The following is a 25,166-nucleotide window of genomic DNA, read 5'->3' as shown; positions in this document are numbered from 1 at the left end:
TCCCCGGCCGCGTGCCGGGTGCCTGAACGACCCGTGACTGAACACCGAACGAAACGAGGAGTCATGACCGACGCCACCCCCGTGACCACGACCGACAACGGAGCGCCCGCCGCGAGCGACGCCCACTCGCAGACCGTCGGGGCCGACGGCCCCATCGTGCTGCACGACCACCGCCTCGTCGAGAAGCTCGCGAACTTCAACCGCGAGAAGGTGCCGGAGCGCATCGTCCACGCCAAGGGCGGCGGCGCGTTCGGCCGCTTCGTCACCACCGGCGACGTCTCGCAGTACACCCGCGCCGCGCTCTTCCAGCCCGGCGTCGAGACCGAGATGCTGGCCCGCTTCTCGACCGTCGCCGGTGAGCAGGGCAGCCCCGACACGTGGCGCGACCCCCGCGGCTTCGCGCTGAAGTTCTACACGAGCGAGGGCAACTACGACCTCGTCGGCAACAACACCCCCGTCTTCTTCATCCGCGACGGCATGAAGTTCCCCGACTTCATCCACTCGCAGAAGCGCCTGCCCGGCAGCCACCTGCGCGACCACGACATGCAGTGGGACTTCTGGACCCTCTCGCCCGAGTCGGCCCACCAGGTCACCTGGCTGATGGGCGACCGCGGCCTGCCCGCGTCGTGGCGCCAGATGGACGGCTTCGGCTCGCACACCTACCAGTGGATCAACGCCGAGGGCGAGCGCTCCTGGGTCAAGTACCACTTCAAGTCCGACCAGGGCAACGCCATCCTCACGCAGGACGACGCCGACCGCATCGCGGGCGAGGACGCCGACTTCCACATCCGCGACCTGTCGACCGCGATCGAGCGGGGCGAGTTCCCGACCTGGACCCTCTCGGTGCAGGTCATGCCGTACGCCGACGCTGCCGGCTACCGCTTCAACCCGTTCGACCTCACCAAGGTGTGGCCGCACAGCGACTACCCGCTGATCGAGGTCGGCACGATGACCCTCGACCGCAACCCGGAGAACTACTTCGCGCAGATCGAGCAGGCCGCCTTCGCCCCCTCGAACTTCGTGCCCGGCATCGCGACGAGCCCCGACAAGATGCTGCTCGCCCGCATCTTCAGCTACGCCGACGCGCACCGCTACCGCGTGGGCGTCAACCACCAGCAGCTGCCGGTGAACGCCCCGAAGACCGAGGTGCACTCGTACTCGAAGGACGGCGCGGCGCGCTACCACTTCAGCGAGGCGACGGCGCCGGTCTACGCGCCCAACTCGGTGGGCGGCCCCGCGGCCGACCCGCAGGCGGCCGGCGACACCGGCGGCTGGGAGAGCGACGGCGAGCTCGTCCGCTCGGCCGCGACCCTGCACGCCGAGGACGACGACTTCGGCCAGGCCGGCTCGCTCGTGCGCGACGTGATGGACGACGAGCAGCGTGACCGCCTCGTCGCCAACATCGTCGGCCACGTCTCCAAGGTGACGCGCCCCGACCTGCTCGAGCGCGTGTTCCAGTACTGGAACTCGGTCGACCCCATCCTCGGCGCCCGCGTGCGCGCCGGCGTCTCGCCCGAGGCGCCCGGCTCGAACGAGGACCCGGCGACGGTGGGCGTGCCCGCGTAGTCGGCGGTCCCGCACTGCGGGAGGCGCGGTGCCCGGTCGACGGGCACCGCGCCTCCCGCATGTGGGGGCGACGGTGCTACGAACCACGTCGTCGCAGTGGAACCACGCCGCGGCGTGGTTCCGTGGCGAGGACGTGGTTCGTCCCGTGCCTGATCGGCGCGGGTCGGCCGCTCAGACCATCTGGCCGTTCCAGCGGAGGTCGCCGGCGGGCCACTCGGCGAGGTCGGAGCCGACCTCGCGGACGAGCCAGCCCTCGTCCTGGCTGACCAGCACCCCGGCGCCGTCGGCGCTGAACGCCGTGAAGTGGCCCGTGACGCCGTGCAGCGGGCGCCAGCCCGCACGCCGGTAGAAGCCCTGGACCCCCTCGCCCGTCTCGAGCAGGCCGAACCGGCTGCCCAACCGGGCGAGCCCTTCGTCGACCCGGCGGAGCAGCTCCCCGCCCTGGCCCGTGCCCTGCAGGATCGGGCTCACCGCCACCATGCCCACCGCCGTGACGAGCAGGTCGGTCTCGCCGACCGTCACGAACTGCCGCCGCAGGCCGGCGTGCGCGACCACGACGTCGCCGACGCGGCCGAGCACCCGCAGCTCGGGCTGCATGCCGGCCCAGCTGCGGGCCCCGGCGTACCAGTGGTCGTACTCGGAGAAGGCGAGCCCCAGCATCGCGGCGATCGCCTCGTGGTCGTCGAGGCCCAGGTCGCCCTCGGCGACGAGGTCGAAGACGGGGCGGTGGTCGTGCTCGGGGGCGTCGGGCGCGACGGAGGGGGCGGGCTGGTCAGGCATGCGGTCGACGCTACGCCCCGCGGTGCCGGTGCCGGTGCCGAGGCGCGGTCGATGCCGCCGCCCGCGACCGAGGGGCCGCTCGCCCGACTACGTCCGGACCCGCACCTCGATCGAGTTCAGCCAGCGCGCTGGAGCTGAGGGAGGCGCGGAGCGCCCCCGCGACGCCAGCGCCGAGGGAGCCTGCGACCGAGGGCCCGCCCGCCTACGCCCGGACCCGCACCTCGATCGAGTTCAGCCAGCGCGCTGGAGCTGAGGGAGGCGCGGAGCGCCTCCGCGACGCCAGCGCCGAGGGAGCCTGCGACCGAGGGCCCGCGCGACTACGCCCGGACCCGCACCTCGATCGAGTTCAGCCACGGATCGTCGAACCCCAGCACCCGCCCGTCGTCGCGGGTCGCCACCCCGTGGTGGCCGAGGCGCTCGCCGAGGGCGCCGAGGTCGTCGCCGGTCGGCACCTCGATCCGCACGGTGCCGAGGCCGAGCGCGAGCTGTCGACGGCCGGCGCCGGCGCTGTTCCACGTGTTCATCGCCATGTGGTGGTGGTAGCCGCCGGCGCTGACGAAGAGGGCCTGCGACCCGAAGCGCGTCGTGGTCTCGAAGCCGAGCTGCTCGACGTAGAACCGGTGGGCGGACGCCACGTCGCCCACGCTGAGGTGCACGTGGCCCACGGAGGCGGGGCGGGAGGCGGCGGCGACCAGCGCCTCCTCGCGGACGTTCTGCTGCAGGAAGGCGTTCGGGTCGAGCGCGAGCGTCGCCATGTCGACCTGGCCGTGGGTCCACGACCAAGCGGTGCGGTCGCGGTCCCAGTAGAGCTCGATGCCGTTGCCCTCGGGGTCGGCGAAGTAGAAGGCCTTGCTGACCAGGTGGTCGGCGCTGCCGGTGAAGCTGCCCGGGTGCCGGCTCGCGACGCCGTAGACGGCCGACGCCAGGTCGACCTCGGTCTCGAAGAGGATCGCGGTGTGGAAGAGGCCGGCCTCGCGGGCGGCCGCGTGCCGCAGCTCGGGCGCGTGCTCGAGCACGACGATCGGCGTCGTGCCGCGGCCGAGGACGCTGCGGCCGGCGGTCGCGTCGTGCGAGAGCACGGCGAGCGTCACGGCGTCGCGGTAGAACGCGGTCATGCCGTCGAGGTCGGCGACGCGCAGGGTCACCGCGCCCATGGTCGTGTCGGGCGCGAGCAGGTCGAGCGACCTCGCGGCGGGGGCAGCCGGGGAGTCGCGGGTCGGCTCGGGCGCCGAGGTCTCGTCGGTCATGGGTCGCTCCCTGTCTCGGGGCGCGGCACCAGGTCGATGACGCGTCACCGACCTGCAACCGCGCGGTGGGCGCGGGGATTCCCGTCGCCGCCTCCCGATGCCGCGCGACGTGGCCCGGGCGATCGAAGTGACGCTACCTGGCCGCTCGGCGGCGGTGAGGGCCCCGGGAGGGGCGCCTCGACGATGCCGGGCAACTGGCGCCGGGCAACTGACGCCCGGGCGGCTAGCGGCCGGTCAGCCGCTCGATCAGCTCGCGGTAGCGCGCCGCCGTCCGCTCGACGATCTCGGCGGGCAGCTCGGGCGGGGTGCCCTCGCCGTCCCAGTTCGCCGACAGCCAGTCGCGCACGATCTGCTTGTCGAAGCTCGCGGTGCGGTCGCCCGACGAGTACGCCTCGGCGTCCCAGTAGCGGCTGCTGTCGCTCGTGAGCACCTCGTCGCCGAGGGTCAGCGCGCCCGTCGACCGGTCGGCCCCGAACTCGAACTTCGTGTCGGCGAGCACGACGCCGCGCGCCTCGGCGACGACCGCCGCGCGCCGGTAGATCTCGAGCGACGTGTCGCGCAGGGCGGCCGCGACCTCGGGCCCGACGAGCTCGACGGTGCGCTCGTACGAGATGTTCTCGTCGTGCTCGCCCAGCGGCGCCTTGTACGCCGGCGTGTAGATCGGCTCGGGGAGCCGGTCGCCGCTCTGCAGCCCCGCCGGCAGCGCGATGCCGCAGACGGTGCCGTGCTCGCGGTACTCGGCCCAGCCGCTGCCGACGAGGTAGCCCCGCACGACGCACTCGACCGGGTACATGTCGAGCGGCGCCACGAGCATCGCGCGGTCGCGCACCTGCTCGGGCAGCGTGACGGGCGCGGTGGTCGGGTCGACGAGGTGGTTCGGCACGCCGTCGAGCTGCGCGAACCACCAGAGGCTCAGCTGCGTGAGCAGGGCGCCCTTGCCGGGGATGCCGGGCTCGAGCACGTGGTCGTAGGCGCTGACGCGGTCGGAGGCGACGACCAGCAGGTGGCTGGTGTCGTCGAGCGTCGCGACGTCGCCGACCGAGTCGACCACCGGCGCGGGCACGTAGAGGTCGCGCACCTTGCCCGAGTAGGCGTGGCTCCAGCCGGGCAGGTCGAGCGCGCTCATCGGGCGCCGCCCGCGACCCGCGCGGCGATGTCGGTGCGGTGCTGCGAGCCCTCGAGCCGGATGCGCGAGACGGCCTCGTAGACCCGGCCCCGCGCCTCCTCGAAGTCCTTCCCCTCGGCGACGACGCTGAGCACGCGCCCGCCGGTGGCGATCAGCCGGTCGTCGAGCCGCGCGGTGGCGGCGTGCGTCACGTGCACCCCCGCGACGGCCAGGGCGTCGTCGAGCCCCGTGATCTCGCGCCCGCTGACGACGGCCTCGGGGTAGCCCTCGCTCGCCAGCACCACGGTGACGGCGGGCGTCGGCACGAAGCGCGGAGCCTCGTGGTTGCCGAGCGACCCGGTCGCCGCCGCGAGCAGCAGGCCGCTCAGCGGGGTGACGAGACGGGGCAGCACGACCTGCGTCTCGGGGTCGCCGAAGCGCGCGTTGAACTCGATCACCCGCACGCCCTGCTCGGTGAGGATGAGCCCGGCGTAGAGCAGGCCGATGAACGGCGTGCCCTCGTGCTCGAGCTGGCGCACGGTCGGCGTCGCGACGGTGTCGAGCACCTCGTCGACGAAGTCCTTCTCGCTGCCGAATCGGTCGGCGAGCCAGGGCAGCGGCGAGTACGCGCCCATGCCGCCCGTGTTCGGGCCCTCGTCGCCGTCGCGCAGGCGCTTCGAGTCCTGAGCGGGGCTGAGCGGCACGACGGTGTGGCCGTCGCTGAGGAAGAAGAGCGAGACCTCCGGGCCCTCGAGGTGCTCCTCGACGAGCACGGAGCCGTGCTGCAGCCAGTAGGTGACGTGCTCGACCGCGGCGTCGCGGTCGGAGGTGACGAGCACGCCCTTGCCCGCGGCGAGCCCGTCGGCCTTGACGACGTAGGGGGCGCCGAACTCGTCGAGCACCGTGACCGCCTCGTCGAGGGTGCCGACCCGGGTGGCCCGGCCGGTGGGGACGCCCGCGGCGTCCATGACGCGCTTGGCGAAGGTCTTGCTGCCCTCGAGCGCGGCGGCCGCCTTGCCGGGGCCGAAGACCGGGATGCCGCGCGACCGGAGCGGGTCGGCCACGCCCGTGACGAGCGGCGCCTCCGGGCCGACGACCACGAGCTCGACGTCGTTCTCGAGCGCGTACTCGGTGACGACCGCACCGTTCGACGGGTCGAGGTGCACCACCTCGACCTGCTCGGCGATGCCGGCGTTGCCGGGGGCGACGACGATCTCGTGCCCCGCGTCTTCACGGAGCAGGGCGGTGATGATGGCGTGCTCGCGAGCACCGGAGCCGAGGACGAGGATTCGCACGCGCCGATCCTACCCAGTGGGCCGTCCGGGCCCCTCGGCGCCCGCCCGTATAGGTTGAGCCGCATGGCCAAGGCGAGGATCGACGACGGCACCGGCGCGGCCGCCGTGCGCGAGGCCCAGACGGCGCTCGCCGAGGGCGCGCAGCCCTCCCGCGTGGTCACCGCGACCGCGGTCCGCTGGCTGCTGCAGGTGCTCGCCGACGGCGAGCCCGGCGCCACGGTGGAGGTGCGGGTGCCGCCCTGGGGAGCGGTGCAGTTCCGTGAGGGCCTCAGCCACACCCGCGGCACCCCGCCCAACGTCGTCGAGACCGACCCGGCCACCTTCATCCGCCTCGCCACCGGTGCGCTCACCTGGCAGGAGGCCGTCGACCAGGCCCTCGTCTCGGCCTCGGGCAGCCGCGCCGACCTCACCGGCTACGTGCCGGTCCGCCTGCCGCGGAGCTGACGACCGCTCGGCACCGAGACACCGGGCGTGCGCGCGACCTCGGCTCTGGGAGAATGGCCGACGTGACCACCGCACCCGACTCCCCGCAGCAGCCCGACGCCGACGCCTCGGCGGTCGACGCCCCGGTGGTCGACGACCGCTCGCACGACGAGGTCAGCGTGCGGCGGGCGCCGAAGATCTCGGTCTTCCTCATCGTCGGCGCGATGGCGGGCGTCGTCGTCTCGTTGATCGTCACGTCGCTCTTCCCGTTCGACGAGGGCGAGGGCATCGCCTCGACCTACGGCTACTTCGCGCTGTGGGGCCTGACCTTCGGCGGCGCGATCGGCGCCACGGTCGCGATCGTCGCCGACCGCAGCTCGATCCGCCGCGCCAAGCGGGTGCGGGCCGAGCGCGAGAGCGTCGACGCCCCCGACGAGCCCGCCGTCGAGGGCGAGCTCGAGTAGAGCCCCCGGGTCTCGAGCAGAGCCCCCTGCGGGTCAGGAGCCGGAGGCGCGCCGCAGCCGGGCGAGCAGCTCCGGCCCGCGCTCGTCGAGCGAGCGTCCGCCGCGCACGACGCCGACCACCACGAGCACCCCGCCGAGCAGCAGGCCCACGACCAGCGCCGCGACCCCGAGCAGCAGGCTGCCCTGGGCCAGGGCGACGAGCCCCAGCGCGATCTCGGGCAGCGCGAACGCGAACGACAGCGCCCACGCCGCGTACATGCCGAGCGCCGACGTCAGGCTGGCGCCCTGCGGCGACTTGAACGGGCTCTCGCCCGCCGCGGGCACCGGCATCAGGAAGCGGGTCGACGCCACGCTCGAGACCCCGAAGCCGGTGAGCATGACGCCCAGGCCGATGCCGAGCAGCGCGGGTGCCTTCGTCAGCTCGCCGAGCACGGCGAGGGGCACGAGGGTCGCGACGACCACCACGGGCACCGCGAAGAGCGAGAGCGTGATGACGCGCCCCGCCCGGTCGGCACGGCCGGAGACCCCGGTCGAGAGGTGCGCGGCGAACGCGGTGCCGTCGTACGACACGTCGGCGCACAGGGTCACGGCGAGCAGGGCGGCGATGCCCGGGCCGAGCGCGTAGAGCAGCCAGTCGCTGCCCGTCGTCGCGGCGAGGAACACCGCGAGCACCGGCAGCAGCGGCACGATCACGAGCGAGCCGCCGTAGCGCGGGTCGCGCAGCCAGTAGACGGCCGTGCGGGCCGCGACGGCGCCGGTCGGCGTCGCCGGGAACCAGCGGAACGGCCCGAGGCCCTTCGAGCGACCCGAGGCGGCCGCGCCCGGCGACGAGACCAGCGCGGCCCGCAGCCCGACGCGCCAGAGCAGCAGCAGCACGGCCAGGGTGGCGAGGGCGATCAGGGCCTTGACCCCCGCCTCCCCGGGGCGGCCCAGGGCGAGGTCTCCCGGCACCGACCAGACGGCCCCGAGGGGCGTGAACGAGAGGACCCCGGCGATCTTCGGCAGGTCGTCGCGCAGGCTCGAGAGGCCCGTGCCCGCCAGCACGATCAGGGGCCCGGCGAGGATGAGCGGCACGAAGACGAGCACGCCCATCACCTCGCGGTAGCGCCGGTGGGCGCCGAGCGAGCTGGTCAGCGACTCGAGCGCTCGCGACGCGGCGATGCAGGTGAGCACCCCGACGACGCCGCAGACGACGGCGGTGAGCAGCGACAGCGGGTGCTGCCACCAGCTCAGCCCGGTCGCGACACCGGCGACGAGGGTGACGAGCCCCGGCACGCCGAGCACCCCGCACACCAGCAGGGCCACGAGGAGGCGGTCGGCCGGCAGCGGGAACGCCCGCAGCTTCGAGATCGCGAGCGTCTGGTCGACGCCGCGCAGCAGCAGCGGCACGACGACCCAGCCGAGCACGGCGACCGAGCCGCCGAGCACCCCGACCGTCCACGCCCAGGTCTCGGGCGCGAACGACAGCGCGAACAGCCCGCCGACGAGGAGGGCGAGGATGCCGAGGCCGTACAGGAGCCCGATGATCGCGGCGATCAGCTGCCAGGTGCTGCGACGGAACCCGTTCAGCATCACCCGCCAGCGGAGGCTCAGGAGGTGCGCAACCACGAGGGCCCCTGTGCGTGCTGACGGCCGCCGACGAGCTCGACGAAGCGGTCTTCGAGGCTGGAGCCGGCGCGCACCTCGTCGGTCGTGCCCGCCGCGAGCACGCGGCCCGACGACACGACGGCGACGTGGTCGCACATGCGCTGCACGAGGTCCATCGAGTGGCTCGAGACGATGACGGTGCCGCCGCCCTCCACGTAGCCGTGCAGGATGTCGCGGATGTTCGCCGCCGAGACCGGGTCGACCGACTCGAACGGCTCGTCGAGCACGAGGAGGCGCGGGGCGTGGACGAGCGCGCAGGCCAGCGCCACCTTCTTGGTCATGCCCGCGGAGTAGTCGACGACGAGCGTGCCGCCCGCCTCGCGGAGGTCGAGCAGGTCGAGCAGGTCGCCGACGCGGAGGGCGGTCGTCGCGCGGTCCATCCCGTTGAGGAGGCCGTGGTACGTCACGAGCTGCTCGCCGGTCAGCCGGTCGAAGAGGGCCACGCCGTCGCTCAGGACGCCGACGAGCGACTTGGCGCGGACGGGGTCGCTCCACACGTCGGTGCCGAGCACCTCGATCGTGCCGGCGTCGGGGCGCAGCAGGCCGGTCGCCATCGACAGGGTGGTCGTCTTGCCGGCGCCGTTCGGGCCGACCAGCCCGTAGAAGGAGCCGAGCGGCACCGTGAGGTCGAGGCCGTCGACGGCCACCTTGGGGCCGAACGCCTTGCGGAGGCCGGCGATGCGGAGGGCCGGCGCGGCGGTCCCGGCTGGAGCGGCGCCGGGGGCCGGGGCGGCGCCGGGGGCCGGGGCCTTCTCGGGCACCGCGGGCGGGCGCACGGTCGCGGTGTCGTCGGGGGGCACGGGGGAGCCGAGGTCGCTCATGCGACGAGCCTATTGACGACGGCTCGGGTCGGCCACCGTCTCGTGGGGGAGGCGCGGCCGCCCAGGCCGACCCGCGCCTCCGTCACGGTCAGCTGAGCTGGTTCGCCTCGACCCAGGCAAGGTACTCGGGGGTGACCGAGCCGGTGACGTAGTCGCCGGTGAAGCAGCTCATCTCGAGGTCGACGACGTCGCTGCCCTCGGTGATGGCGGAGCGCATGTCTTCCACCTCCTGGTAGATGAGGTGGTCGGCGCCGAGCTCGCGCGCGATCTCGGGGATCTTGCGGTCGTGGGCGATGAGCTCGTGCCGGGTCGGCATGTTGATGCCGTAGACGTGCGGGTAGCGCACCGGAGGCGCGGCGGAGGTGAAGGTGACCTCGTTCGCTCCGGCGGCGCGGGCCATCTCGACGATCTCGCGCGAGGTCGTGCCGCGCACGATGGAGTCGTCGACGATGAGGATGTTCTTGCCCTTGAACTCGCTCGACATCGCGTTGAGCTTCTGGCGCACCGAGCGCTTGCGCTCCGCCTGCCCCGGCATGATGAAGGTGCGGCCCACGTAGCGGTTCTTGTAGAAGCCCTCGCGGTACTCGATGCCGAGCTTGCGGGCGACCTGCATGGCGGCGGGCCGCGACGAGTCGGGGATGGGCATGACCACGTCGATGTCGCCGGTCGGCGCGTAGGTCGCGATCGTGTCGGCGAGGCGGTCGCCGAGGCGGAGGCGGGCGTCGTAGACCGAGATGCCGTTCATCACGGAGTCCGGCCGGGCCAGGTAGACGTACTCGAACGAGCAGGGCACCAGGCGGGGCGCCGCGTGGCACTGCTTCGACACCATCTCGCCGTCGAGCGAGACGAACACGGCCTCGCCGGGCGCGACGTCGCGGACGATCTCGTAGCCGCCCGACTCGAGCACGAGCGACTCGCTCGCGACGATCCACTCGTCGCGCTGCCCGTCGGCGGCCTTCCGGCGGCCGAGCACGAGCGGACGGATGCCGAACGGGTCGCGGAACGCGAGCAGGCCGTGGCCGGCGATCATCGCGATCGCGGCGTACGAGCCCTGCACCCGGTCGTGCACCCGGGTGACCGCGGCGAAGATCTGCTCGGGGTCGAGGTCGGTGCCGTTGACCTGCTCCTGCAGCTCGTGGGCGAGCACGTTCACGAGCAGCTCGGTGTCGCTGTTCGTGTTGAGGTGCCGGCGGTCGACGTGGAAGAGCTCGCTCGTCAGCTCACGCGTGTTCGTGAGGTTGCCGTTGTGCACGAGGACGATGCCGTAGGGGGCGTTCACGTAGAACGGCTGCGCCTCCTGCTCGTTCGTCGCCGCGCCCTTCGTGGCGTAGCGGACGTGGCCGAGGCCCATCGTGCCGAGCAGCGCCCGCATGTCACGCGTGCGGAAGCCCTCGCGGACCTGCCCCTTGGTCTTGTGCACGTGGAAGATGCCGCGCTCGGCGGTCGCGATGCCGGTGCTGTCCTGCCCGCGGTGCTGCAGCAGGAGGAGGGAGTCGTAGACGAGTTGATTTGCTGGCTCGTGCGCGACGAGACCGACGATGCCGCACATGCGGATCTGGCTCCAGACCGTAGAGTTGGGGTTACTGCGTCAGTCTGCCACGACACCGAACGGATGAACGAATGGTGACCTCCCCTGCCCCCTCGAGCAGCGCCTCCTACGCGGCGGCGGGGGTCGACACCGCCGCGGGCGACCGTGCCGTCGAGCTGATGAAGGCGGCCGTCAGCGCCACCCACGGGCCCGGCGTCGTCGGCGGGGTCGGCGGCTTCGCGGGGATGTTCGACGTGTCGTTCCTCAAGGACTACGACCGGCCGCTGCTCGCGACCTCGACCGACGGCGTCGGCACGAAGGTCGCCATCGCGCAGGCCCTCGACAAGCACGACACCATCGGGCAGGACTTGGTGGGCATGGTCGTCGACGACATCGTCGTCGTCGGCGCCCGCCCTCTCGTGATGACCGACTACATCGCCTGTGGCCGCGTCGTGCCCGCCCGCATCGCGTCGATCGTCGAGGGCATCGCCCGCGCCTGCTCGGAGACCGGCACCGCCCTCGTCGGCGGCGAGACCGCCGAGCACCCCGGCCTGCTCGGCCCCGACGACTACGACGTCGCCGGCGCCGCGGTGGGCGTCGTCGAGGCCGGCTCGCAGCTCGGCGAGCACCTCGTCGTCGACGGCGACGTCGTGCTGGCCCTCGCGTCGTCCGGGCTGCACTCGAACGGCTTCTCGCTCGTGCGGCACATCCTCGCCTCGCGCGACCTCGGCTACACCGACAGTGTCGACGAGCTCTCGGGCACCCTCGGCGAGGCCCTGCTCGAGCCCACCCGCCTCTACACCGCGCCCCTGCTGCGCGTGCTCGACGACCCGGCGCTCGCCGGGGCCGTGCACTCGCTCAGCCACGTCACCGGCGGCGGCATCGCCGCGAACCTCGCCCGTGTGCTGCCCCGCGGGTCGTGGACGGAGGTCGACCGCACCACCTGGTCGCCCGCGCCCGTCTTCCGCGTGCTCAGCGAGCTCGCCGGATCGACGCTCGAGTCGAGCGAGGGCACCTGGAACCTCGGCATCGGCATGATCGCCGTCGTCGCGGCCGACCGCGCCGCCGCCGTCACCGCGGCCCTCGCGGCCGACGGCGTCGAGACGTGGCAGGTCGGCACCGTCGCCACGTCGACCCGCGACCTCAGCGGCTTCGAGCAGGGCGCCAAGGGCGTGGACGGCGGGGCCGTGCGCCTCGTGGGGGCGTACGCCGGCTGAGGTCGCGCGGGGCGGGGCGGGGTCGGGGTCGGGGTCGCCGCTCGCTCGCCGCGACTCGGGGGACGCTGCTCGCTCGCCGCGACTCCGTTTTCCTGTAAATGCCGACCGGGAAGCCTGCAATACGGAGGAATCCGGGTACCAGAAGGGCTCGGGCGGCCGGATGGTCGGCATGTGCCCCGAGGAGGCGCGGGGCGGGTCGGCGGGGCCGGTCGGGGGAGACGGGGCGGCCGAGGTGGCGAGGCGGTGGCCGATCGCCGCGGGCGGCCGAGGCCGCGGGTGCGGCGGCGGGCGTCGCGCCGTAGGATCAGCGCACGCCCTCCGGGGCGCGACCCGACGACGACGTCGGGACGGACGACGAAGGAGTCGACCAGATCATGACCACGCACCCGCACGCCCTGCCCGCCCGCTCGACCCGCGCCTCCCGGGTGCCGGCCGCCTCTGCTGCTCGTCGCCCCGGCTACACGCCGGTGCGGAGCAGCCGCCGCGTCGCCGTCGTCACCGCGACGGGCCTCGTCGCCGTCGTCGCCGTGGGGCTGCTGCCGGTGCTCGCGCAGTTCGTCGGCTAGGCACGGCTGATCGGTCGGACGCCTGTCGTCGGCCCGTCGCCACGGGGCGATCGACCGCCGCGGGTCCGTCAGGCGTCGGTGCTCGGCTGATCGCCGCGGCCTGCTGGTCGCCGCTCGACGCCCCTCGCCGCTCGGCCGCTCCTCAGCGGCGCTGGTCAGCGGTGCCGCTATGCCGCGCTGCTCAGAGGACGCAGAACTCGTTGCCCTCGGGGTCGGCGAGCACGACCCACGACGCGTCGACCTGTCCGACGTCGACGCGCGTCGCCCCGAGCCCGATGAGGCGGTCGACCTCGGCGGCCTGCTCGTCGCGGCTGTCGGGCCGGAAGTCGAGGTGCAGCCGGTCTTTCACGGTCTTGGGCTCGTCGACGTGGACGAACAGGAGGCCGGGCAGCACGTCGGGCGCGGGCCGGATCTCGGGCTCGTCGTCGCCCGTCGAGACGACCACCCAGCCGAGGGCCTCAGCCCACCAGGCGGCGAGGGCGGCGGGGTCGCTCGAGTCGACCACCACTTGTTCCCAGGTGAGAGCCATGCCGGTCAGCCCCGTCGTCTCAGATCGCGCTCGTGAGCCGTCGGCTCAGGCGCTCTTGTCGTGCTCGTGGCCAGCGTCGTACTCGTCGTCGACGAAGTCGTCGGCCCACTTGTCGACGTACTCGTCGCCCGAGTCGCTCTTCGTGGCGAGTTCTTTCTCGAGCGCACCGTAGTTGGTGTCAGGGCTGAAGTACTTCAGCTCTCTGGCGACCTTGGTGTGCTTGGCTTTCTGACGGCCGCGCCCCATGCGTGACCCCCTCTGCTCTCGGCCCGGAAACGGTGTCGGACGAACCGGGTACAGCCGACAGATGACAGTTGCAAAACTGGACACGATCTTATCACGGGGCCCCGCCGCCCCCGTCCCCCCGAGCGGGTGCTGTGCCGGGGGCGCGGGGGCGGTCGTCAGCGGGGCGGCACGACGTCGTGGGTGGCCGCCCAGACCGCGACGGCGGCGGCCGCGGACCACGCCTGTGGGCGGCACGACGCCGGGTACGGCACCGGCGACGGCACCTCGCCGCGGTCGTCGCCGGAGTGCAGCTCGGGCATGCGGTGGTCGAACGACGGCGCCGCCGCGAGCAGGCCCTCGGCGAGGGAGCGCGCCTCGTCGTCGAAGCCCGCGCGCGCGAGGCCCGAGACCGCGACGGCGGTGTCGTGCGTCCACACGCTGCCCCCGTGGTAGCTCAGGGGCCAGAAGCCCGCGGCGTCGCTCGACAGGGTGCGGAGCCCGAAGCCGGCCGCCAGCTCGGGCGAGACGAGCCGGGCGGCGACCAGCGCCTCCTCGTGCTCGTCGAGCAGGCCCGTGCCCAGCAGGTGGCCGAGGTTGCTCGTGACGGTGTCGACCGGCCGCTTGGCCGCGTCGAGCGCGATGGCCGGGTAGGCCCCGGCCGCGTCGGAGACCCAGAAGGAGTCGCGGAACCTGTCGCGCAGGCGCGCCGCCCACGCCCGCCACGCGGCGCCCCCCTCGCGGCCGAAGTGGTCGAGCAGGTCGGCGCCGTGCACCGCCGCCTCGTAGGCGTACGCCTGGACCTCGCAGAGCGCGATCGGCCCCTCGGCCAGGCGCCCGTCGCGCCACTGGACGCTGTCGCCGCTGTCCTTCCACCCCTGGTTGGCGAGGCCGTGCCCCGTCTCGTCGACGTACTCGAGCAGCCCGTCACCGTCGCTGTCGCCGCTGTCGCGCATCCAGGCGAGGGCCGCCTCCGCCGCGGGCAGCAGCGCCTCGACCTCGGCGTCGGGCAGGCCCCAGCGCCACGCGTCGTGCAGCAGGCAGACCCAGAGCGGAGTCGCGTCGACCGTGCCGTAGTGGAGCGGGGGGAGGCTCACGCCCTCGCCGGGGATGGTGAGGGTCTGCTGCCGCAGCTCGTGCATCACCTTGCCCGGCTGCTCGGCGGTGTCGGGCACGGAGGCGGTGCCCTGCAGGCGCGCGAGGGCCCGGAGCGTGCCCGCCGCCACGGTGCGGTCGAGGGGCAGCGTGAAGCGGGCCGCCCAGATCGAGTCGCGCCCGAACAGGGTGAAGAACCACGGCGCCCCGGCCGCGTAGAAGACGTCGCCCGGCTCGTCGGCCGTCGTGAGGCGCAGCGCCGCGAGGTCGTCGTGCGCCCGGTCGAGCCAGCGAGCCAGCCGGTCGTCGCGCGGCGCCGGGTCGGGCGCGGCCCAGGCGAGCGGGCCCGCGACACCGGCGACGACGGGGGAGGGGCGCGACGCGGTGAGGGCGAGGGCGACCGAGGCCGAGGCCCGGGGCGGCACCACCAGCCGCCACGTGGCCACGAGACGGGTGCCGTCGTGCTGCACCGCGCCTCCGGCACCGCCGTCGACGCCGGCCGCGTCGAGGGAGACGGCGACGCCGTCGGAGGTCCAGGAGGCGCGGGCGCCGTCGCCCGCGACCGTCACGTCGTCGGGGCGCCCGCCCGGCAGCCCGGCCTTGACCAGCTCGAGGGGGGCCGCGTCGGGCCGCAGCGCGAGCGCGACGGTCAGCGTCAGCTCGCGGTCGAGCCGCGACGTCACGGTCAGCCGGTCACGCATGCCGCCCACGTCGACCGAGCGCAGCACCGACAGGCGGACTCCGGGGTCGGCCCCGCGGTCGTCGACGCCGCGCAGCAGCGACTCGACCCGCAGCGTCGACGCGTCGACGGCGACCGTCGCGACGGTCTCGGGCACGCGCCCGTCGACCGTCAGCGTCAGCTCGTCGACGAGGCGCACGTCGCCGAGGTAGAAGCCGTGCACCGCGGCCCGGCCCATCGTGCCGTCGTCGGACGACCAGGCCTGCGCCGGGGCGCGGAGCACGACGGTCTCGGCGGCGAGGAAGGGCTGGAGGCCGTGGCGCTCGGTGCTGGCTTGGTCGTCGACGCCGTCGCGCTGGTCGGCGGGGCGGGGGCGGGCGGCGGTCTCGGTCATGTCGGTGCTCCGGGGGTCAGGGCGGGCGTGGGGAGGGGGCCGGTGGGGCTCACTCCTTCACCGCGCCGTCGCTGGCGTTCATGATGCGGCGCTGGAAGACGAAGAACACGAGCGCGACGGGCACGGTCATGATCGCCGCGGCGGCCAGCTTGATCGGGTACTGCGACCCCTGGCTGAGCTGCCCGGAGGCGAGGCTCGCGACGCCCTTGGTGAGGGTGGTCAGCTGGGGGGACTGGGTCGAGACGATGAAGTGCGAGAGCTCGTTCCACGAGCCCTGGAACGACAGGATGACGATCGTCACGAGGGCCGGCCGCGCCATCGGCAGCACGATCGACCAGAACACCCGGAAGGTGCCGGCGCCGTCGATGCGCGCCTGCTCCTCGACGCTGCGGGGGATCGACTCGAAGAAGTTCTTCATGATGAAGACGCCCGCCGCGTCGGTCAGCAGCGGCACGATCATGCCCGAGTACGAGTCGTACATGCCGAGCTGGTTGATGACGAGGAACTTCGGGATGAGCAGCACCACGGTCGGCACGGCCATCACGCCGACGAGCAGCACGAAGATGAGGCCGCGCCCCCGGAACTGCAGCCGGGCCAGGGCGTACCCCGCGAGCGAGTTGAAGAACACGCGCCCCGTCGTCACGAACACCGTGACGACGGCCGAGTTGGCGAACCAGGTCGGGAAGTCGCTGTTGAGGAACAGCTGCCGGTACGCCGCCGTGGTCGCCGTGGCCGGGATGAGCGAGAGCGGGTCGGACGCGGCCTCGGGGTCGGTCTTGAACGACGTCGCGACGTTGATGAGGAACGGTGCGATGTAGATCACCGCGATCACGATCAGCACCGCGTAGAGCACCGAGGTGCCGGCCACCCGGGCGGAGCTGCGCCGGGGCCGGCCCGCGGGGCGGGGAGCGGCGGGAGGCGCGGCGAGGGGGGAGGGCGTGGGGGTCGCGCCCTCGCGGGGCAGCGTCGCGGTCATCGCCCGGCTCCTGTCGTGTAGAGCGCCGTGCGGCGCGTCGAGACGGCGCGCTCGCGGAGCACGATGCGCTGCAGGATCGTGAGCGCCACGATGATGACGAAGAGCACGAAGGCGATGGCGGCGCCGCGGCCCCACTCCTGGTCGCTGAAGGCCGAGGTGTACGAGAGGTACGCCGGCGTGAGGGTCGTCTTCTGCGGCCCGCCCTGCGTGCCCGTGTAGATCTGGTCGAAGACCTGCCAGGTGCCGATGAGGCCGAGGGTCAGCACGGTGAAGAGCGTGGGTCGGAGCTGCGGGAGGGTGATGCTCCAGAAGCGCTGCCAGCCGTTCGCGCCGTCCATCATCGCGGCCTCCTGCACGTCGCCGCCGAGGTTCTGCAGCGCCGCGAGGAAGAGCAGCATGAACGTGCCGCTGGTCGTGAAGACGGCCATGAGGATGAAGGCCGACATGGCGACGGAGGGGCCCGCGAGCCAGTCCCAGAGGGTCACGCCGAGCGCGGTGTGCTCGGCGAGGAAGGCCGGCGGGCGGGTCACGCCGACGAGCGCGAGCAGGTTGTGGAGCACCCCGCTCGCGTCGTTGAACCAGGCCGGGCCCGTGATGCCGAGGAACGAGAGCGCCTTGTTGACCGCCCCGCTCTGCGAGAAGAGGAAGAGCCAGAGCACGGTGATCGCGACCGAGCTGGTCACCGACGGGAAGTAGAAGGCGGTGCGGAAGAAGCCGCGCCCGCGCAGCACCTGGCGGTTCACCAGCACCGCCAGCAGCAGCGAGACCGCCGTCTGGATCGGCACCACGAGCAGCACGTACCAGGCGTTGTTGCGGAGGCTGATGCCGAAGTCGCGCTCGGCGAGGCCGCCGCCCGAGAGGAGCTCGCGGTAGTTGTCGAGCCCGACGAAGCCGACGCCGGCGGCGAAGGGCGACCCCCGGCCCGTCCAGTCGGAGACGCTGACCCAGAGGGCCATGAGCACCGGGACGGCGAGGAACAGGCCCAGGATCACCAGGATCGGGGCGACGAACAACCAGCCAGAGAGGCTCTCCCCCCGCGTCGCGGCGCTGCGGCGACGCGGGGGCTTCGTGACGACGGCGGTCATGGTCGGCGCCTAGTCGAGGATCGCGGCGAAGTTCTGCTGCGCGGACTCGAGGATCGTCCTCGGGTCGCCGTCCTCGAGCCCCGCGAGCTGCGAGTTGAAGTCGGCGATCACCGCGGCGGAGCCGTCCTGCGTCGGGACGCCCTGGGCGAACTCGACGGAGTCGAGGAAGGCGGCCTCGTCGGGGTTCGCGGACTTCCACTCCTCGGCGGCGGACTCGATCGACGGCATCACGCCGAAGGCGTCGGCGAAGGCCAGCTGCTGGTCGGTGCCCGTGAGCTGCTCGACCAGCGCGACCGCCGCCTCCTGGTTGGGGCTGTCGGCGGCGATGCCCCAGCAGTTCGTGAACTGGAGGGTGCCCTGGCCGCCGGGGCCGGCGGGCAGCTCGGCCACCCGGTACGAGACGTCGGGGTAGTCGGCGCTCATCGCGCCGGCGATCCAGTTGCCCTCGATGGTCATCGCCGCGGCGCCCGTGCCGAAGGCCTCGCCGCCCCAGCCCGCGCCGAGGTCGCTCGAGTAGGCGGCGTTGCCGCTCGCGAGGAGCTCCTGCACGTAGGTGAGCGCCTCGACGTTCTCGTCGGAGTCGAGGGTCGCCTCGGTGCCCTCCGCGTTCGTCACGGTGCCGCCGGCCTGCGCCATGAAGGCGCCGACGCGGGCGTACTCGGGGCTGAACGCCAGACCGACGTGGTCGGCCGTGGTGAGCTCGGCGGCGACCTCGCGCAGGCCGTCCCAGTCGGTGGGCACGTCGGCGTCGGTGAGGCCGGCCTCGGCCCACATGTCGTCGTTGATGATCAGGCCGAGGGTCGAGAAGTCCTTCGGGGCGCAGTAGAACTGGTCGTCGACGGTGAAGCTGTCGACGAGGGCGGGGTAGAAGTCGTCGGCGTTGCTGAGCCGGTCGCCGTAGGCCAGCAGGCTGCCGTTGCCCGCGAAGCCCGCGAGGGCGTCGGTGGAGAGGTAGAACACGTCGGCCGGCTCGCCCGAGGCGAAGCCCTGGCTCAGCTGCTGGGGCAGGTCGGAGGCGACGCTCACCTCAGCACCGGTGCCCGACTCGGACGACCAGGCGGCCACCGCGTCGGTGACGGCGGTCGCCTCGGCGTCGCCGCTGGCGGCGATGAGCACGCTGAGGGCGTCGTCGCTCGAGGTCAGCTCGCCGGAGGCGCCGGCCCCGTCGGAGGTGTCGCTGAAGCCGGAGCCGCCGCAGGCGGTGAGCCCGAGCACGGAGATCGTGGTGAGTGCGGCGGCTGCTGCCAGCCGGGCGGTGCGTCGTTGCATGAGGGGCCTCTCGTCGCGTCGTTGCGAGGTGGTGCGGTCGGGGTGCTGTCTTGATCGTTCATATTTGATCGATCAAATCGGTGACGTCAGAGTAGGCAGCCGCCCTCGCGGCTGTCAAGCACGACCGCGCGGGGCGGACGACGCGCTGGGGTAGCGTGACGGCAGGCCGGTCAGCGGGGCGGGCCGGGAGCGGAGGTGGGCGTGCCCTCGGTGCCGACACCGCGACTCCCTACGGTCAGCGACGTGGCCGAGGCGGCCGGCGTCTCGCGGCAGACCGTGTCGAACGTGCTGAACGCCCCCGCCGTCGTGCGCCCCGACACCCGCGGCCGCGTCGAGAAGGCCATCGCTGACCTCGGCTACCGCCCCCACGCGTCGGCCCGTCGGCTGCGTACGCGGAAGAGCTCGACCATCGGCGTCCGCCTCGACCCGGTGCAGAACGGCATCTCGGGGGCCGTGCTCGACAGGTTCCTGCACGCGGTGACCGAGCAGGCCGACCGACGCGGCTACCGGATCCTGCTCTACACGGCCGCGAGCCCCGCCGACGAGATCGCCCAGTTCGGCCGGCTGCTCGACGGGGCGGACGTCGACGGGTTCGTGCTCACCTCGACCTCGTTCGACGACCCCCGCACCGAGTGGCTGATCGCGGCCGGCGCCGAGTTCGTCACCTTCGGCCGCCCCTGGGGGCTCGACGACGTCGACGACCCCCGACACCGCTGGGTCGACGTCGACGGACGCCACGGCATCGCGTCGGCGACCCGGTCGCTGCTCGACGACGGGGCGCGGCGCATCGCCTTCGTGGGCTGGCCCGCCGAGTCGGGGGCGGGCAACGACCGGAGGCGCGGCTGGCGCGAGGCGATGGCGGCGGGGTCGGGGCTCTCGCCGAAGGCCCTCGACGCGCTCGACCTGCACCTGGAGGACTCCGTGTCGGTCGCGGCCGCGGCGGTGCACGGGCTGCTCGAGGGCGGCGGCCTCGACGCCGTCGTGTGCGCCAGCGACACCCTCGCGCTCGGGGCGTCGACGGTCGTCGGCCCCGGCGTGCGCGTCGTCGGCTACGACGACACCCCGGTGGCGGCCGCCCTCGGCTTCTCGAGCGTGCAGCAGCCCCTCGAGGAGGTCGCGTCGGCCGCCCTGCAGCTGCTGCTCGACGGCGAGTCCGGTGGTGAGGCGGGCGGGGCTGCCGGCGGGGCTGCGGATCGTCACCGGCTGCTGCGGCCGCGGACGGTGTGGCGCTAGGGGACTGACGACGCGGGCGGGTGCCGGGGGCGTGCCCCGTGCCTCCCTCTGGCCCCGATCCGAGAGGGATCCGCGCCGGACGGCCGCAGATGTGCGGAACGCTGGTGCGCTGACCGCCGATCACTCTCGGATCACGAAGTTCCGCGGCGCGGGGGCGGAGATGCCGACCATCGGGCCGGACCGGGCGCTCTGGTACCTGACTTTCCCGGTGTTGCAGGGCCCGCGGTCGGCATGTGCCACAGGAGCGACCGCGGGAGGCGCGGGGCGGCGCCCCAGGGAGGTGGGGGGAGGGAGGGCGCTGCGGTGCCGCCCGCAGCCGCTAGCGCTTGCGGCGGGAGGCGGAGCCGCCGGGGCTGTTGCGCGCCGTGGAGCGCGCCTTGCGGGCGGCCTTGGCGGCGGCGCTCCGCGAGCCCTTGCCCTTGCCCGCGGGGGCGCCGGCCGAGCCGTCTCCCGCAGCGCCGTGCGGCGACGCCGGGGTGCGGACCGAGCCCGTGTCGGTCGTCAGGGGCTCGGCCAGCCCGAGGCCGACCGCACCGCCCTCGGCGGCCGCGCCGGCGCGGCCGGCCGGACCCGCGCCTCCGGTGCCCTGGGTCGCCCCGGCCGCGGTGCCGACGGGCCCCAGCGGCTTGCGCGGCAGGGGGCGGATGGGCTCTCCGCGACGGTCCTGCCCGGGCACCGGCCGCGAGCGACGGCCGTAGAGCACCTCGGACGAGTCGAGCAGCCACGGCACCAGCGAGATGGTGACGCCGTGCACGAGCATGAGCTTCTGGCGGATGCGCCGGCTCTTGTGGTTGTGCAGCGCCGCCTCCCACCAGTGGCCGACGATGTAGATCGGCGTGTAGACGGTCACGACCTCGCTGCCGTGCTCCTCGCGGTGTGCCTTGATGTACTTGATCAGCGGCATGCTGATGTCGCGGTACGGCGAGGGCACGATGCGCAGCGGCACCTCGATGTTCTGCTCCGCCCACTGCCGCTGCAGCCGCGCGGTCGAGTCGTCGTCGATGCCGACGTGGATCGCCTCGAGCGACTCGTGCCGCGCCGCGATGGCGTAGTCGAGGGCCTTGAGCACGGGCTTCTGCATCGTGCCGACCAGCACGATCGCGTGGTCGCCGTGCGAGCCGAACTGCGTCGTCGCGTCGGGCTCGATCTCGACCAGCACGTCGCGGTAGTAGCGGTTCACCCCGAGCATCAGCGTGAACAGGATCGGCATGATGACGAAGACCAGCCAGGCGCCGTGCGTGAACTTCGTCACCGTCACGACGATCAGCACCGACGCCGTGAGCAGCGCCCCGAAGGCGTTGATGCCGCGGGCCCGGTAGACGGCGCCGCGGTCGGCGCAGCCCTCGCGCAGCATGCGGGTCCAGTGCACGACCATGCCGGTCTGTCCGAGCGTGAACGACACGAAGACGCCGATGATGTAGAGCTGGATCAGGCCGGTGACGCTGGCCTGGTACACGAGCAGGATGGCGCAGGCCACCAGGGCCAGCACGATGACGCCGTTCGAGTAGATCAGGCGGTCGCCGCGCGTGTTGAGCGCCTTCGGCGCGTACTGGTCGCGGGCGAGGATCGAGCCGAGCAGCGGGAACCCGTTGAACGCCGTGTTGGCCGCGAGCAGCAGCACCGCCGCGGTGCACGCCTGGATCAGGTAGAACGGGATGCCGAACAGCGAGCCGCCGAACACGGCGCTCGCGATCTGCGCGATGAGGCTGCGCTGCGGCGTGCCCTCGCAGTCGACGAAGCCCTGCAGGTCGCAGGCGTCCTCGGCGTAGTGCACCTTCGCGATCAGCGCGACGGCGACGAGGCCGGCGAACAGCACGATGGCGATGCCGCCCATGAGCACGAGCGTCTTCTGGGCGTTCTGCACCTTGGGGCGACGGAAGGCCGGCACGCCGTTGGCGATCGCCTCGACGCCGGTCAGCGCCGAGCAGCCGCTCGAGAACGCCCGGAGCAGCAGGAGGATGAACGCGGCCTGCGTCAGCTGGTCGGCCTGCACCGTGTACTCGGCGCTCTCGGCCACCGGCGGGTCGCCGAGGGCCGTGCGCACCAGGGCGATCACGATCATCACGAACACGCTCGACACGAAGAGGTAGGTCGGCACCGCGAACGCCTTGCTCGACTCGCGGACTCCCCGCAGGTTCACCGCGGCCAGCACGATGACGAAGAAGATCGCCAGCTCGACCCGGATCGGCGCCAGCTCGGGCACCGCCGAGATGATGTTGTCGACGCCGGAGGCCACCGACACGGCGACCGTCATGACGTAGTCGACCAGGAGCGCGGAGGCCACGACGAGGCCGGCCTTCTCGCCGAGGTTGCGGTGGGCGACCTCGTAGTCGCCGCCTCCCGACGGGTAGGCCTTGATCAGCTGGCGGTACGACGCGACGACCACGAGCAGCAGCACGACGACCGCGACCGCGACCCACGGCGCGAGGGTCAGGAACCCCAGGCCGCCGATCAGCAGGATCATCAGCAGCTCCTGCGGCGCGTACGCCACCGAGCTCAACGGGTCGCTGGCGAAGATCGGCAGCGCGAGGTGCTTCGGCAGCAGCTGCCCCTCGAGCTTCTCGGAGGGGAGGGGTTCGCCGATCAGCCACCGCTTCGGCGACCGGACGTCGTCAGTCACGAGCGGCGACTCTACTCCGCGGCGAGGGACTGTCAACTCGGCGGCGGGGCCGTTCATTCCCGATCCGTCCCACGGGCTCCGAACCGTCTGGTACCGGCGCTCCGGGCTCAGGGGAGGCGCGCCTCCGGCAGGTCGGCGACAGGCGTCGAGGAGTCGCGGGTCGGCGCCCCGGGGGAGGGCTCGGCGGGCGTCGCGGCGGGCGGCGCGCCCGGGGTCTCGGCCGCCGGGCGGCGTCGGGCCAGCGCGGGGATGGTCACGGCGACCATCGGGCCGATCAGCAGCGCCTCGAGGGCCGTGCCGATCCCGACCTGGCCGCCGAGGAGCCAGCCGATCGCGAGCACCGTCACCTCGATCGCCGTGCGAGCGACGCCGATCCGCCAGCCCAGCCGCCGGTTGAGGCCGAGCATGAGGCCGTCGCGCGGCCCGGGCCCGTGGTCGGCGCTGATGTAGAGGCCGCTCGCCACGGCGAGCAGGGCGAGGCCGAGCGCGAAGGTGAGGCCCTGGGCCCACCACGCCGTCTGCTCGGGCAGCACCCGGAGCACGACGTCGGCGACCGGGCCGATCGTGATCGTGTTCGCGACCGTGCCGAACCGGACCCGCTGGCGCAGGGGGATCCACGCCAGCAGCACGAGCACGCTGGTCGCGACGACCACCACTCCGTACGAGAGGCCGGTCTGCGCGACGATGCCGGTCGACAGGACGTCCCACGGGGCGAGCCCGATGCCGGCCCTGACCATCAGCGCGAGGGCGACCCCGTAGAGCACGAGGCCGACGGCGAGGCGCGCGAGGCGCTCGAGGTGGTCGCCGCGGCGGAGGGCGGTCAGGGGGAGGCGGGGGTACGGCACGTCGACGATCCAATCGGTCAGGTGGACTGGTCGCAAGGTGCCAATCGCCCTAGTGTGGCCGCATGACCACGGTGACCACCAGCGGACCAGCCGTCTCGTCGCGGGCCCTCGGCTCCCTGCTCGACTCGTGGCGCGCCTCCTCGGCTCCCGGCTACGCCGCCCTGGCGGACCGCGTCCGGCTGCTGGTCGTGGACGGGCGGCTGCCCGTCGGCACGCGCCTGCCGAGCGAGCGCGACCTGTCGGCCCACCTCGGGGTCAGCCGCACCACCGTCGCCGCCGCGTACGCGTCGCTGCGCGAGACCGGGCACGTGCAGAGCGTGCGCGGCAGCGGCAGCACCGTCCGGCTGCCGGCCCGGACGAGCCTGCCGCGCGCCTCGTCGTCGGCCGGGCTGCTCGACCTCACCAAGGCCGCGCTGCCCGCCGTCGACGGCATCGCCGAGGCGGCCCAGCGCGCCGCCGCGAGCATCGGCGGCTACCTCGCCGACAGCGGCTACGACACCGTCGGCCGCCCGGTGCTGCGCGAGGCGATCGCCGAGCGCTACCGGGCCCGCGGCCTGCCGACCGACGCCGAGCAGATCGTCGTCACCCTCGGGGCGCAGCACGCCATCGCCCTGCTCGCGCGCGTGCTCGTCGGCCGGGGCGACCGGGCGGTCGTCGAGGCGCCGGGCTACCCGCACGCGTTCGAGGCGCTGCGCGGCGCGGGCGCGCGGCTCGCCCCCGTCAGCGTGACCGTGCGCGACGGGTGGGACGAGTCGGCCCTGCTGCAGACGCTCCGGCGCACCAGCCCGACGATCGCCTACCTCATGCCCGACTTCCACAACCCGACCGGGGCGACCATGCCGGCCGACCAGCGCGTGCGCGTGCTCGAGGCCGCGGCGGACGAGGGGACGGTCGTCGTCGCGGACGAGACGATGGCGGAGCTGCGGATCGGGGGGCCGCTCGGCGCGGGCCCGCTCGGCGGGGGCTCCCTCGGGGGCGGGCACCGCGCCTCCTCGCCGTTGCCGATGGCGGCCTACGGGCCCGCCGTGCTGATCGGCTCGGCGGGCAAGTCGCTCTGGGGCGGCCTGCGGATCGGCTGGATCCGCGCCGAACGCCCCCTCGTCGACCGCCTGGTGCGCGCGCGGTCGGCGGGCGACCTCGGCACCCCGGTGCTCGAGCAGCTGATCGTCGCCGACCTGCTCGGCGACATGGAGGGGATCCTGGAGGCGCGGGCCGGCCAGTTGAGACGGGGTCGCGACCGCGTCGTGGCCGGGCTGCGCTCCGCCTTCCCCGGGTGGCAGGTGCCGTCGCCGGCCGGCGGGCTCACGACCTGGGTCGCCCTCGGGGCGCCCGTCAGCTCGCAGCTCACCTTCGCGGCCCGGCAGCAGGGGCTGCTGCTCGCCGCGGGGCCGATGTTCGGCGTCGACGGCGCCTTCGAGAGGTTCCTCCGCGTGCCGTTCTCGTACCCCGACGACGAGACCGACCGGGCCCTCGCGGCGCTCGCGGCGGCGTGGGAGGGGATCGACGGCGTGCAGGTGCCCCGCGGGGCGGTGATGGCGGAGGTCGTGTAGCCGCGTTCCC

22 protein-coding genes are annotated in these 25,166 nt (G+C 73.7%); 7 read left to right on the top strand and 15 right to left on the bottom strand.

The genetic code is table 11. The features are described 5' to 3' along the window. Positions 1-63 precede the first annotated feature (63 nt). Positions 64-1,566 (top strand): catalase, encoded by a 1,503-nt coding sequence (locus tag IFT45_RS14675; RefSeq protein ID WP_056051812.1) that lies wholly within the window; start codon positions 64-66, stop codon positions 1,564-1,566. A 171-nt stretch (positions 1,567-1,737) separates the two neighbouring features. Here IFT45_RS14675 and IFT45_RS14670 read toward each other — a convergent pair whose 3' ends face one another. The 4 genes from IFT45_RS14670 to purD all read right to left on the bottom strand — a co-directional run bounded on the left by IFT45_RS14670 (position 1,738) and on the right by purD (position 5,993). Further along, entirely contained in the window at positions 1,738-2,346 is a 609-nt protein-coding gene (locus IFT45_RS14670) for a GNAT family N-acetyltransferase (RefSeq protein WP_192129045.1), read from the bottom strand. Positions 2,347-2,663: 317 nt separating this feature from the next. Beyond that, on the bottom strand, positions 2,664-3,500 hold the full coding sequence (locus tag IFT45_RS14665) for a VOC family protein (RefSeq protein WP_192129057.1): 837 nt from the start codon (positions 3,498-3,500) through the stop codon (positions 2,664-2,666). 316 nt (positions 3,501-3,816) lie between these two features. After that, the gene (locus IFT45_RS14660; RefSeq protein WP_192129042.1) at positions 3,817-4,719 is read right to left on the bottom strand and encodes a phosphoribosylaminoimidazolesuccinocarboxamide synthase; all 903 of its coding nucleotides are present in this window, start codon (positions 4,717-4,719) and stop codon (positions 3,817-3,819) included. Then, complete coding sequence (gene purD, locus IFT45_RS14655) at positions 4,716-5,993, bottom strand: phosphoribosylamine--glycine ligase (RefSeq protein WP_192129040.1); 1,278 nt, start codon at positions 5,991-5,993, stop codon at positions 4,716-4,718. Before purD ends, IFT45_RS14660 begins: the two co-directional genes overlap by 4 nt. A gap of 63 nt (positions 5,994-6,056) precedes the next feature. Here purD and IFT45_RS14650 point away from each other — a divergent pair, with 63 nt between their 5' ends. Both IFT45_RS14650 and IFT45_RS14645 read left to right on the top strand, forming a co-directional pair. Next, positions 6,057-6,437, top strand: a complete 381-nt coding sequence (locus IFT45_RS14650) for a sterol carrier family protein (protein ID WP_056051822.1) — start codon at positions 6,057-6,059, stop codon at positions 6,435-6,437. 62 nt (positions 6,438-6,499) lie between these two features. After that, the gene (locus IFT45_RS14645; RefSeq protein WP_156369860.1) at positions 6,500-6,880 is read left to right on the top strand and encodes a hypothetical protein; all 381 of its coding nucleotides are present in this window, start codon (positions 6,500-6,502) and stop codon (positions 6,878-6,880) included. 33 nt (positions 6,881-6,913) lie between these two features. Here IFT45_RS14645 and IFT45_RS14640 read toward each other — a convergent pair whose 3' ends face one another. From IFT45_RS14640 to purF, 3 genes are all read right to left on the bottom strand, one after another. Further along, the gene (locus IFT45_RS14640) at positions 6,914-8,488 is read right to left on the bottom strand and encodes a transporter (RefSeq protein WP_197982474.1); all 1,575 of its coding nucleotides are present in this window, start codon (positions 8,486-8,488) and stop codon (positions 6,914-6,916) included. Continuing rightward, positions 8,470-9,348 (bottom strand): ABC transporter ATP-binding protein, encoded by an 879-nt coding sequence (locus tag IFT45_RS14635; protein WP_192129038.1) that lies wholly within the window; start codon positions 9,346-9,348, stop codon positions 8,470-8,472. The genes IFT45_RS14640 and IFT45_RS14635 overlap by 19 nt, the downstream gene beginning before the upstream one ends. Positions 9,349-9,436: 88 nt before the next feature. Beyond that, on the bottom strand, positions 9,437-10,897 hold the full coding sequence (purF, locus tag IFT45_RS14630; protein ID WP_056051828.1) for an amidophosphoribosyltransferase: 1,461 nt from the start codon (positions 10,895-10,897) through the stop codon (positions 9,437-9,439). Positions 10,898-10,968: 71 nt separating this feature from the next. Between purF and purM the strand changes: the two genes are divergently transcribed. Beyond that, positions 10,969-12,093: a phosphoribosylformylglycinamidine cyclo-ligase gene (gene purM, locus IFT45_RS14625; protein ID WP_185231091.1), complete on the top strand. Its 1,125-nt coding sequence runs from the start codon at positions 10,969-10,971 to the stop codon at positions 12,091-12,093. Positions 12,094-12,467: 374 nt separating this feature from the next. Continuing rightward, positions 12,468-12,659, top strand: coding sequence for a hypothetical protein (locus IFT45_RS14620; protein ID WP_056051831.1), 192 nt, complete (start codon positions 12,468-12,470; stop codon positions 12,657-12,659). Between the two features lie 181 nt (positions 12,660-12,840). On the opposite strand, the gene IFT45_RS14615 is transcribed toward IFT45_RS14620, so the two are convergent. The 6 genes from IFT45_RS14615 to IFT45_RS14590 all read right to left on the bottom strand — a co-directional run bounded on the left by IFT45_RS14615 (position 12,841) and on the right by IFT45_RS14590 (position 18,908). After that, positions 12,841-13,188 carry a VOC family protein gene (locus tag IFT45_RS14615; protein WP_056051834.1) on the bottom strand — a complete coding sequence of 116 codons (348 nt, stop codon included), beginning with the start codon at positions 13,186-13,188 and terminating at the stop codon, positions 12,841-12,843. A gap of 45 nt (positions 13,189-13,233) precedes the next feature. Further along, positions 13,234-13,434, bottom strand: coding sequence for a DUF3073 domain-containing protein (locus IFT45_RS14610; RefSeq protein ID WP_056051837.1), 201 nt, complete (start codon positions 13,432-13,434; stop codon positions 13,234-13,236). Positions 13,435-13,589: 155 nt separating this feature from the next. After that, positions 13,590-15,578: a glycogen debranching N-terminal domain-containing protein gene (locus IFT45_RS14605; RefSeq protein WP_192129036.1), complete on the bottom strand. Its 1,989-nt coding sequence runs from the start codon at positions 15,576-15,578 to the stop codon at positions 13,590-13,592. A 49-nt stretch (positions 15,579-15,627) separates the two neighbouring features. Further along, the gene (locus IFT45_RS14600; protein WP_192129034.1) at positions 15,628-16,554 is read right to left on the bottom strand and encodes a carbohydrate ABC transporter permease; all 927 of its coding nucleotides are present in this window, start codon (positions 16,552-16,554) and stop codon (positions 15,628-15,630) included. Next, a complete protein-coding gene (locus tag IFT45_RS14595; RefSeq protein WP_167261727.1) occupies positions 16,551-17,639 on the bottom strand; it encodes a carbohydrate ABC transporter permease in 1,089 nt (362 codons plus the stop codon). The genes IFT45_RS14600 and IFT45_RS14595 overlap by 4 nt, the downstream gene beginning before the upstream one ends. Before the next feature lie 9 nt (positions 17,640-17,648). Beyond that, positions 17,649-18,908, bottom strand: a complete 1,260-nt coding sequence (locus tag IFT45_RS14590; RefSeq protein ID WP_192129032.1) for an extracellular solute-binding protein — start codon at positions 18,906-18,908, stop codon at positions 17,649-17,651. A 243-nt stretch (positions 18,909-19,151) separates the two neighbouring features. Between IFT45_RS14590 and IFT45_RS14585 the strand changes: the two genes are divergently transcribed. Further along, positions 19,152-20,141 (top strand): LacI family DNA-binding transcriptional regulator, encoded by a 990-nt coding sequence (locus IFT45_RS14585; protein WP_371811034.1) that lies wholly within the window; start codon positions 19,152-19,154, stop codon positions 20,139-20,141. A 319-nt stretch (positions 20,142-20,460) separates the two neighbouring features. Here the strand turns inward: IFT45_RS14585 and IFT45_RS14580 are convergent, their stop codons facing one another. Together IFT45_RS14580 and IFT45_RS14575 are read right to left on the bottom strand one after the other, a co-directional pair. Beyond that, positions 20,461-22,728, bottom strand: coding sequence for an APC family permease (locus IFT45_RS14580; protein WP_244638037.1), 2,268 nt, complete (start codon positions 22,726-22,728; stop codon positions 20,461-20,463). Positions 22,729-22,868: 140 nt separating this feature from the next. Further along, the gene (locus IFT45_RS14575; protein ID WP_185231101.1) at positions 22,869-23,606 is read right to left on the bottom strand and encodes a YitT family protein; all 738 of its coding nucleotides are present in this window, start codon (positions 23,604-23,606) and stop codon (positions 22,869-22,871) included. A 62-nt stretch (positions 23,607-23,668) separates the two neighbouring features. Here IFT45_RS14575 and IFT45_RS14570 point away from each other — a divergent pair, with 62 nt between their 5' ends. Continuing rightward, positions 23,669-25,156 carry a PLP-dependent aminotransferase family protein gene (locus IFT45_RS14570; RefSeq protein WP_192129028.1) on the top strand — a complete coding sequence of 496 codons (1,488 nt, stop codon included), beginning with the start codon at positions 23,669-23,671 and terminating at the stop codon, positions 25,154-25,156. The last annotated feature ends 10 nt before the right edge of the window (positions 25,157-25,166 follow it).

Origin of the sequence: Frigoribacterium sp. CFBP 13707 (assembly GCF_014842245.1) — a bacterium.
Classification (GTDB): Bacteria; Actinomycetota; Actinomycetes; order Actinomycetales; family Microbacteriaceae; genus Frigoribacterium; species Frigoribacterium endophyticum.
Note: the sequence above shows the minus strand (reverse complement) of the source record. Positions and strands in the feature narration are given on the sequence as shown.

Excerpts from the sequence above, each read along its gene's own strand:
- IFT45_RS14675 (WP_056051812.1), top strand. The coding sequence starts at position 64 with ATGACCGACGCCACCCCCGTGACCACGACCGACAACGGAGCGCCCGCC.
- IFT45_RS14670 (WP_192129045.1), bottom strand. The coding sequence starts at position 2,346 with ATGCCTGACCAGCCCGCCCCCTCCGTCGCGCCCGACGCCCCCGAGCAC.
- IFT45_RS14665 (WP_192129057.1), bottom strand. The coding sequence starts at position 3,500 with ATGGGCGCGGTGACCCTGCGCGTCGCCGACCTCGACGGCATGACCGCG.
- IFT45_RS14660 (WP_192129042.1), bottom strand. The coding sequence starts at position 4,719 with ATGAGCGCGCTCGACCTGCCCGGCTGGAGCCACGCCTACTCGGGCAAG.
- IFT45_RS14650 (WP_056051822.1), top strand. The coding sequence starts at position 6,057 with ATGGCCAAGGCGAGGATCGACGACGGCACCGGCGCGGCCGCCGTGCGC.
- IFT45_RS14635 (WP_192129038.1), bottom strand. The coding sequence starts at position 9,348 with ATGAGCGACCTCGGCTCCCCCGTGCCCCCCGACGACACCGCGACCGTG.
- purF (WP_056051828.1), bottom strand. The coding sequence starts at position 10,897 with ATGTGCGGCATCGTCGGTCTCGTCGCGCACGAGCCAGCAAATCAACTC.
- purM (WP_185231091.1), top strand. The coding sequence starts at position 10,969 with ATGGTGACCTCCCCTGCCCCCTCGAGCAGCGCCTCCTACGCGGCGGCG.
- IFT45_RS14620 (WP_056051831.1), top strand. The coding sequence starts at position 12,468 with ATGACCACGCACCCGCACGCCCTGCCCGCCCGCTCGACCCGCGCCTCC.
- IFT45_RS14615 (WP_056051834.1), bottom strand. The coding sequence starts at position 13,188 with ATGGCTCTCACCTGGGAACAAGTGGTGGTCGACTCGAGCGACCCCGCC.
- IFT45_RS14610 (WP_056051837.1), bottom strand. The coding sequence starts at position 13,434 with ATGGGGCGCGGCCGTCAGAAAGCCAAGCACACCAAGGTCGCCAGAGAG.
- IFT45_RS14605 (WP_192129036.1), bottom strand. The coding sequence starts at position 15,578 with ATGACCGAGACCGCCGCCCGCCCCCGCCCCGCCGACCAGCGCGACGGC.
- IFT45_RS14600 (WP_192129034.1), bottom strand. The coding sequence starts at position 16,554 with ATGACCGCGACGCTGCCCCGCGAGGGCGCGACCCCCACGCCCTCCCCC.
- IFT45_RS14595 (WP_167261727.1), bottom strand. The coding sequence starts at position 17,639 with ATGACCGCCGTCGTCACGAAGCCCCCGCGTCGCCGCAGCGCCGCGACG.
- IFT45_RS14590 (WP_192129032.1), bottom strand. The coding sequence starts at position 18,908 with ATGCAACGACGCACCGCCCGGCTGGCAGCAGCCGCCGCACTCACCACG.
- IFT45_RS14570 (WP_192129028.1), top strand. The coding sequence starts at position 23,669 with ATGACCACGGTGACCACCAGCGGACCAGCCGTCTCGTCGCGGGCCCTC.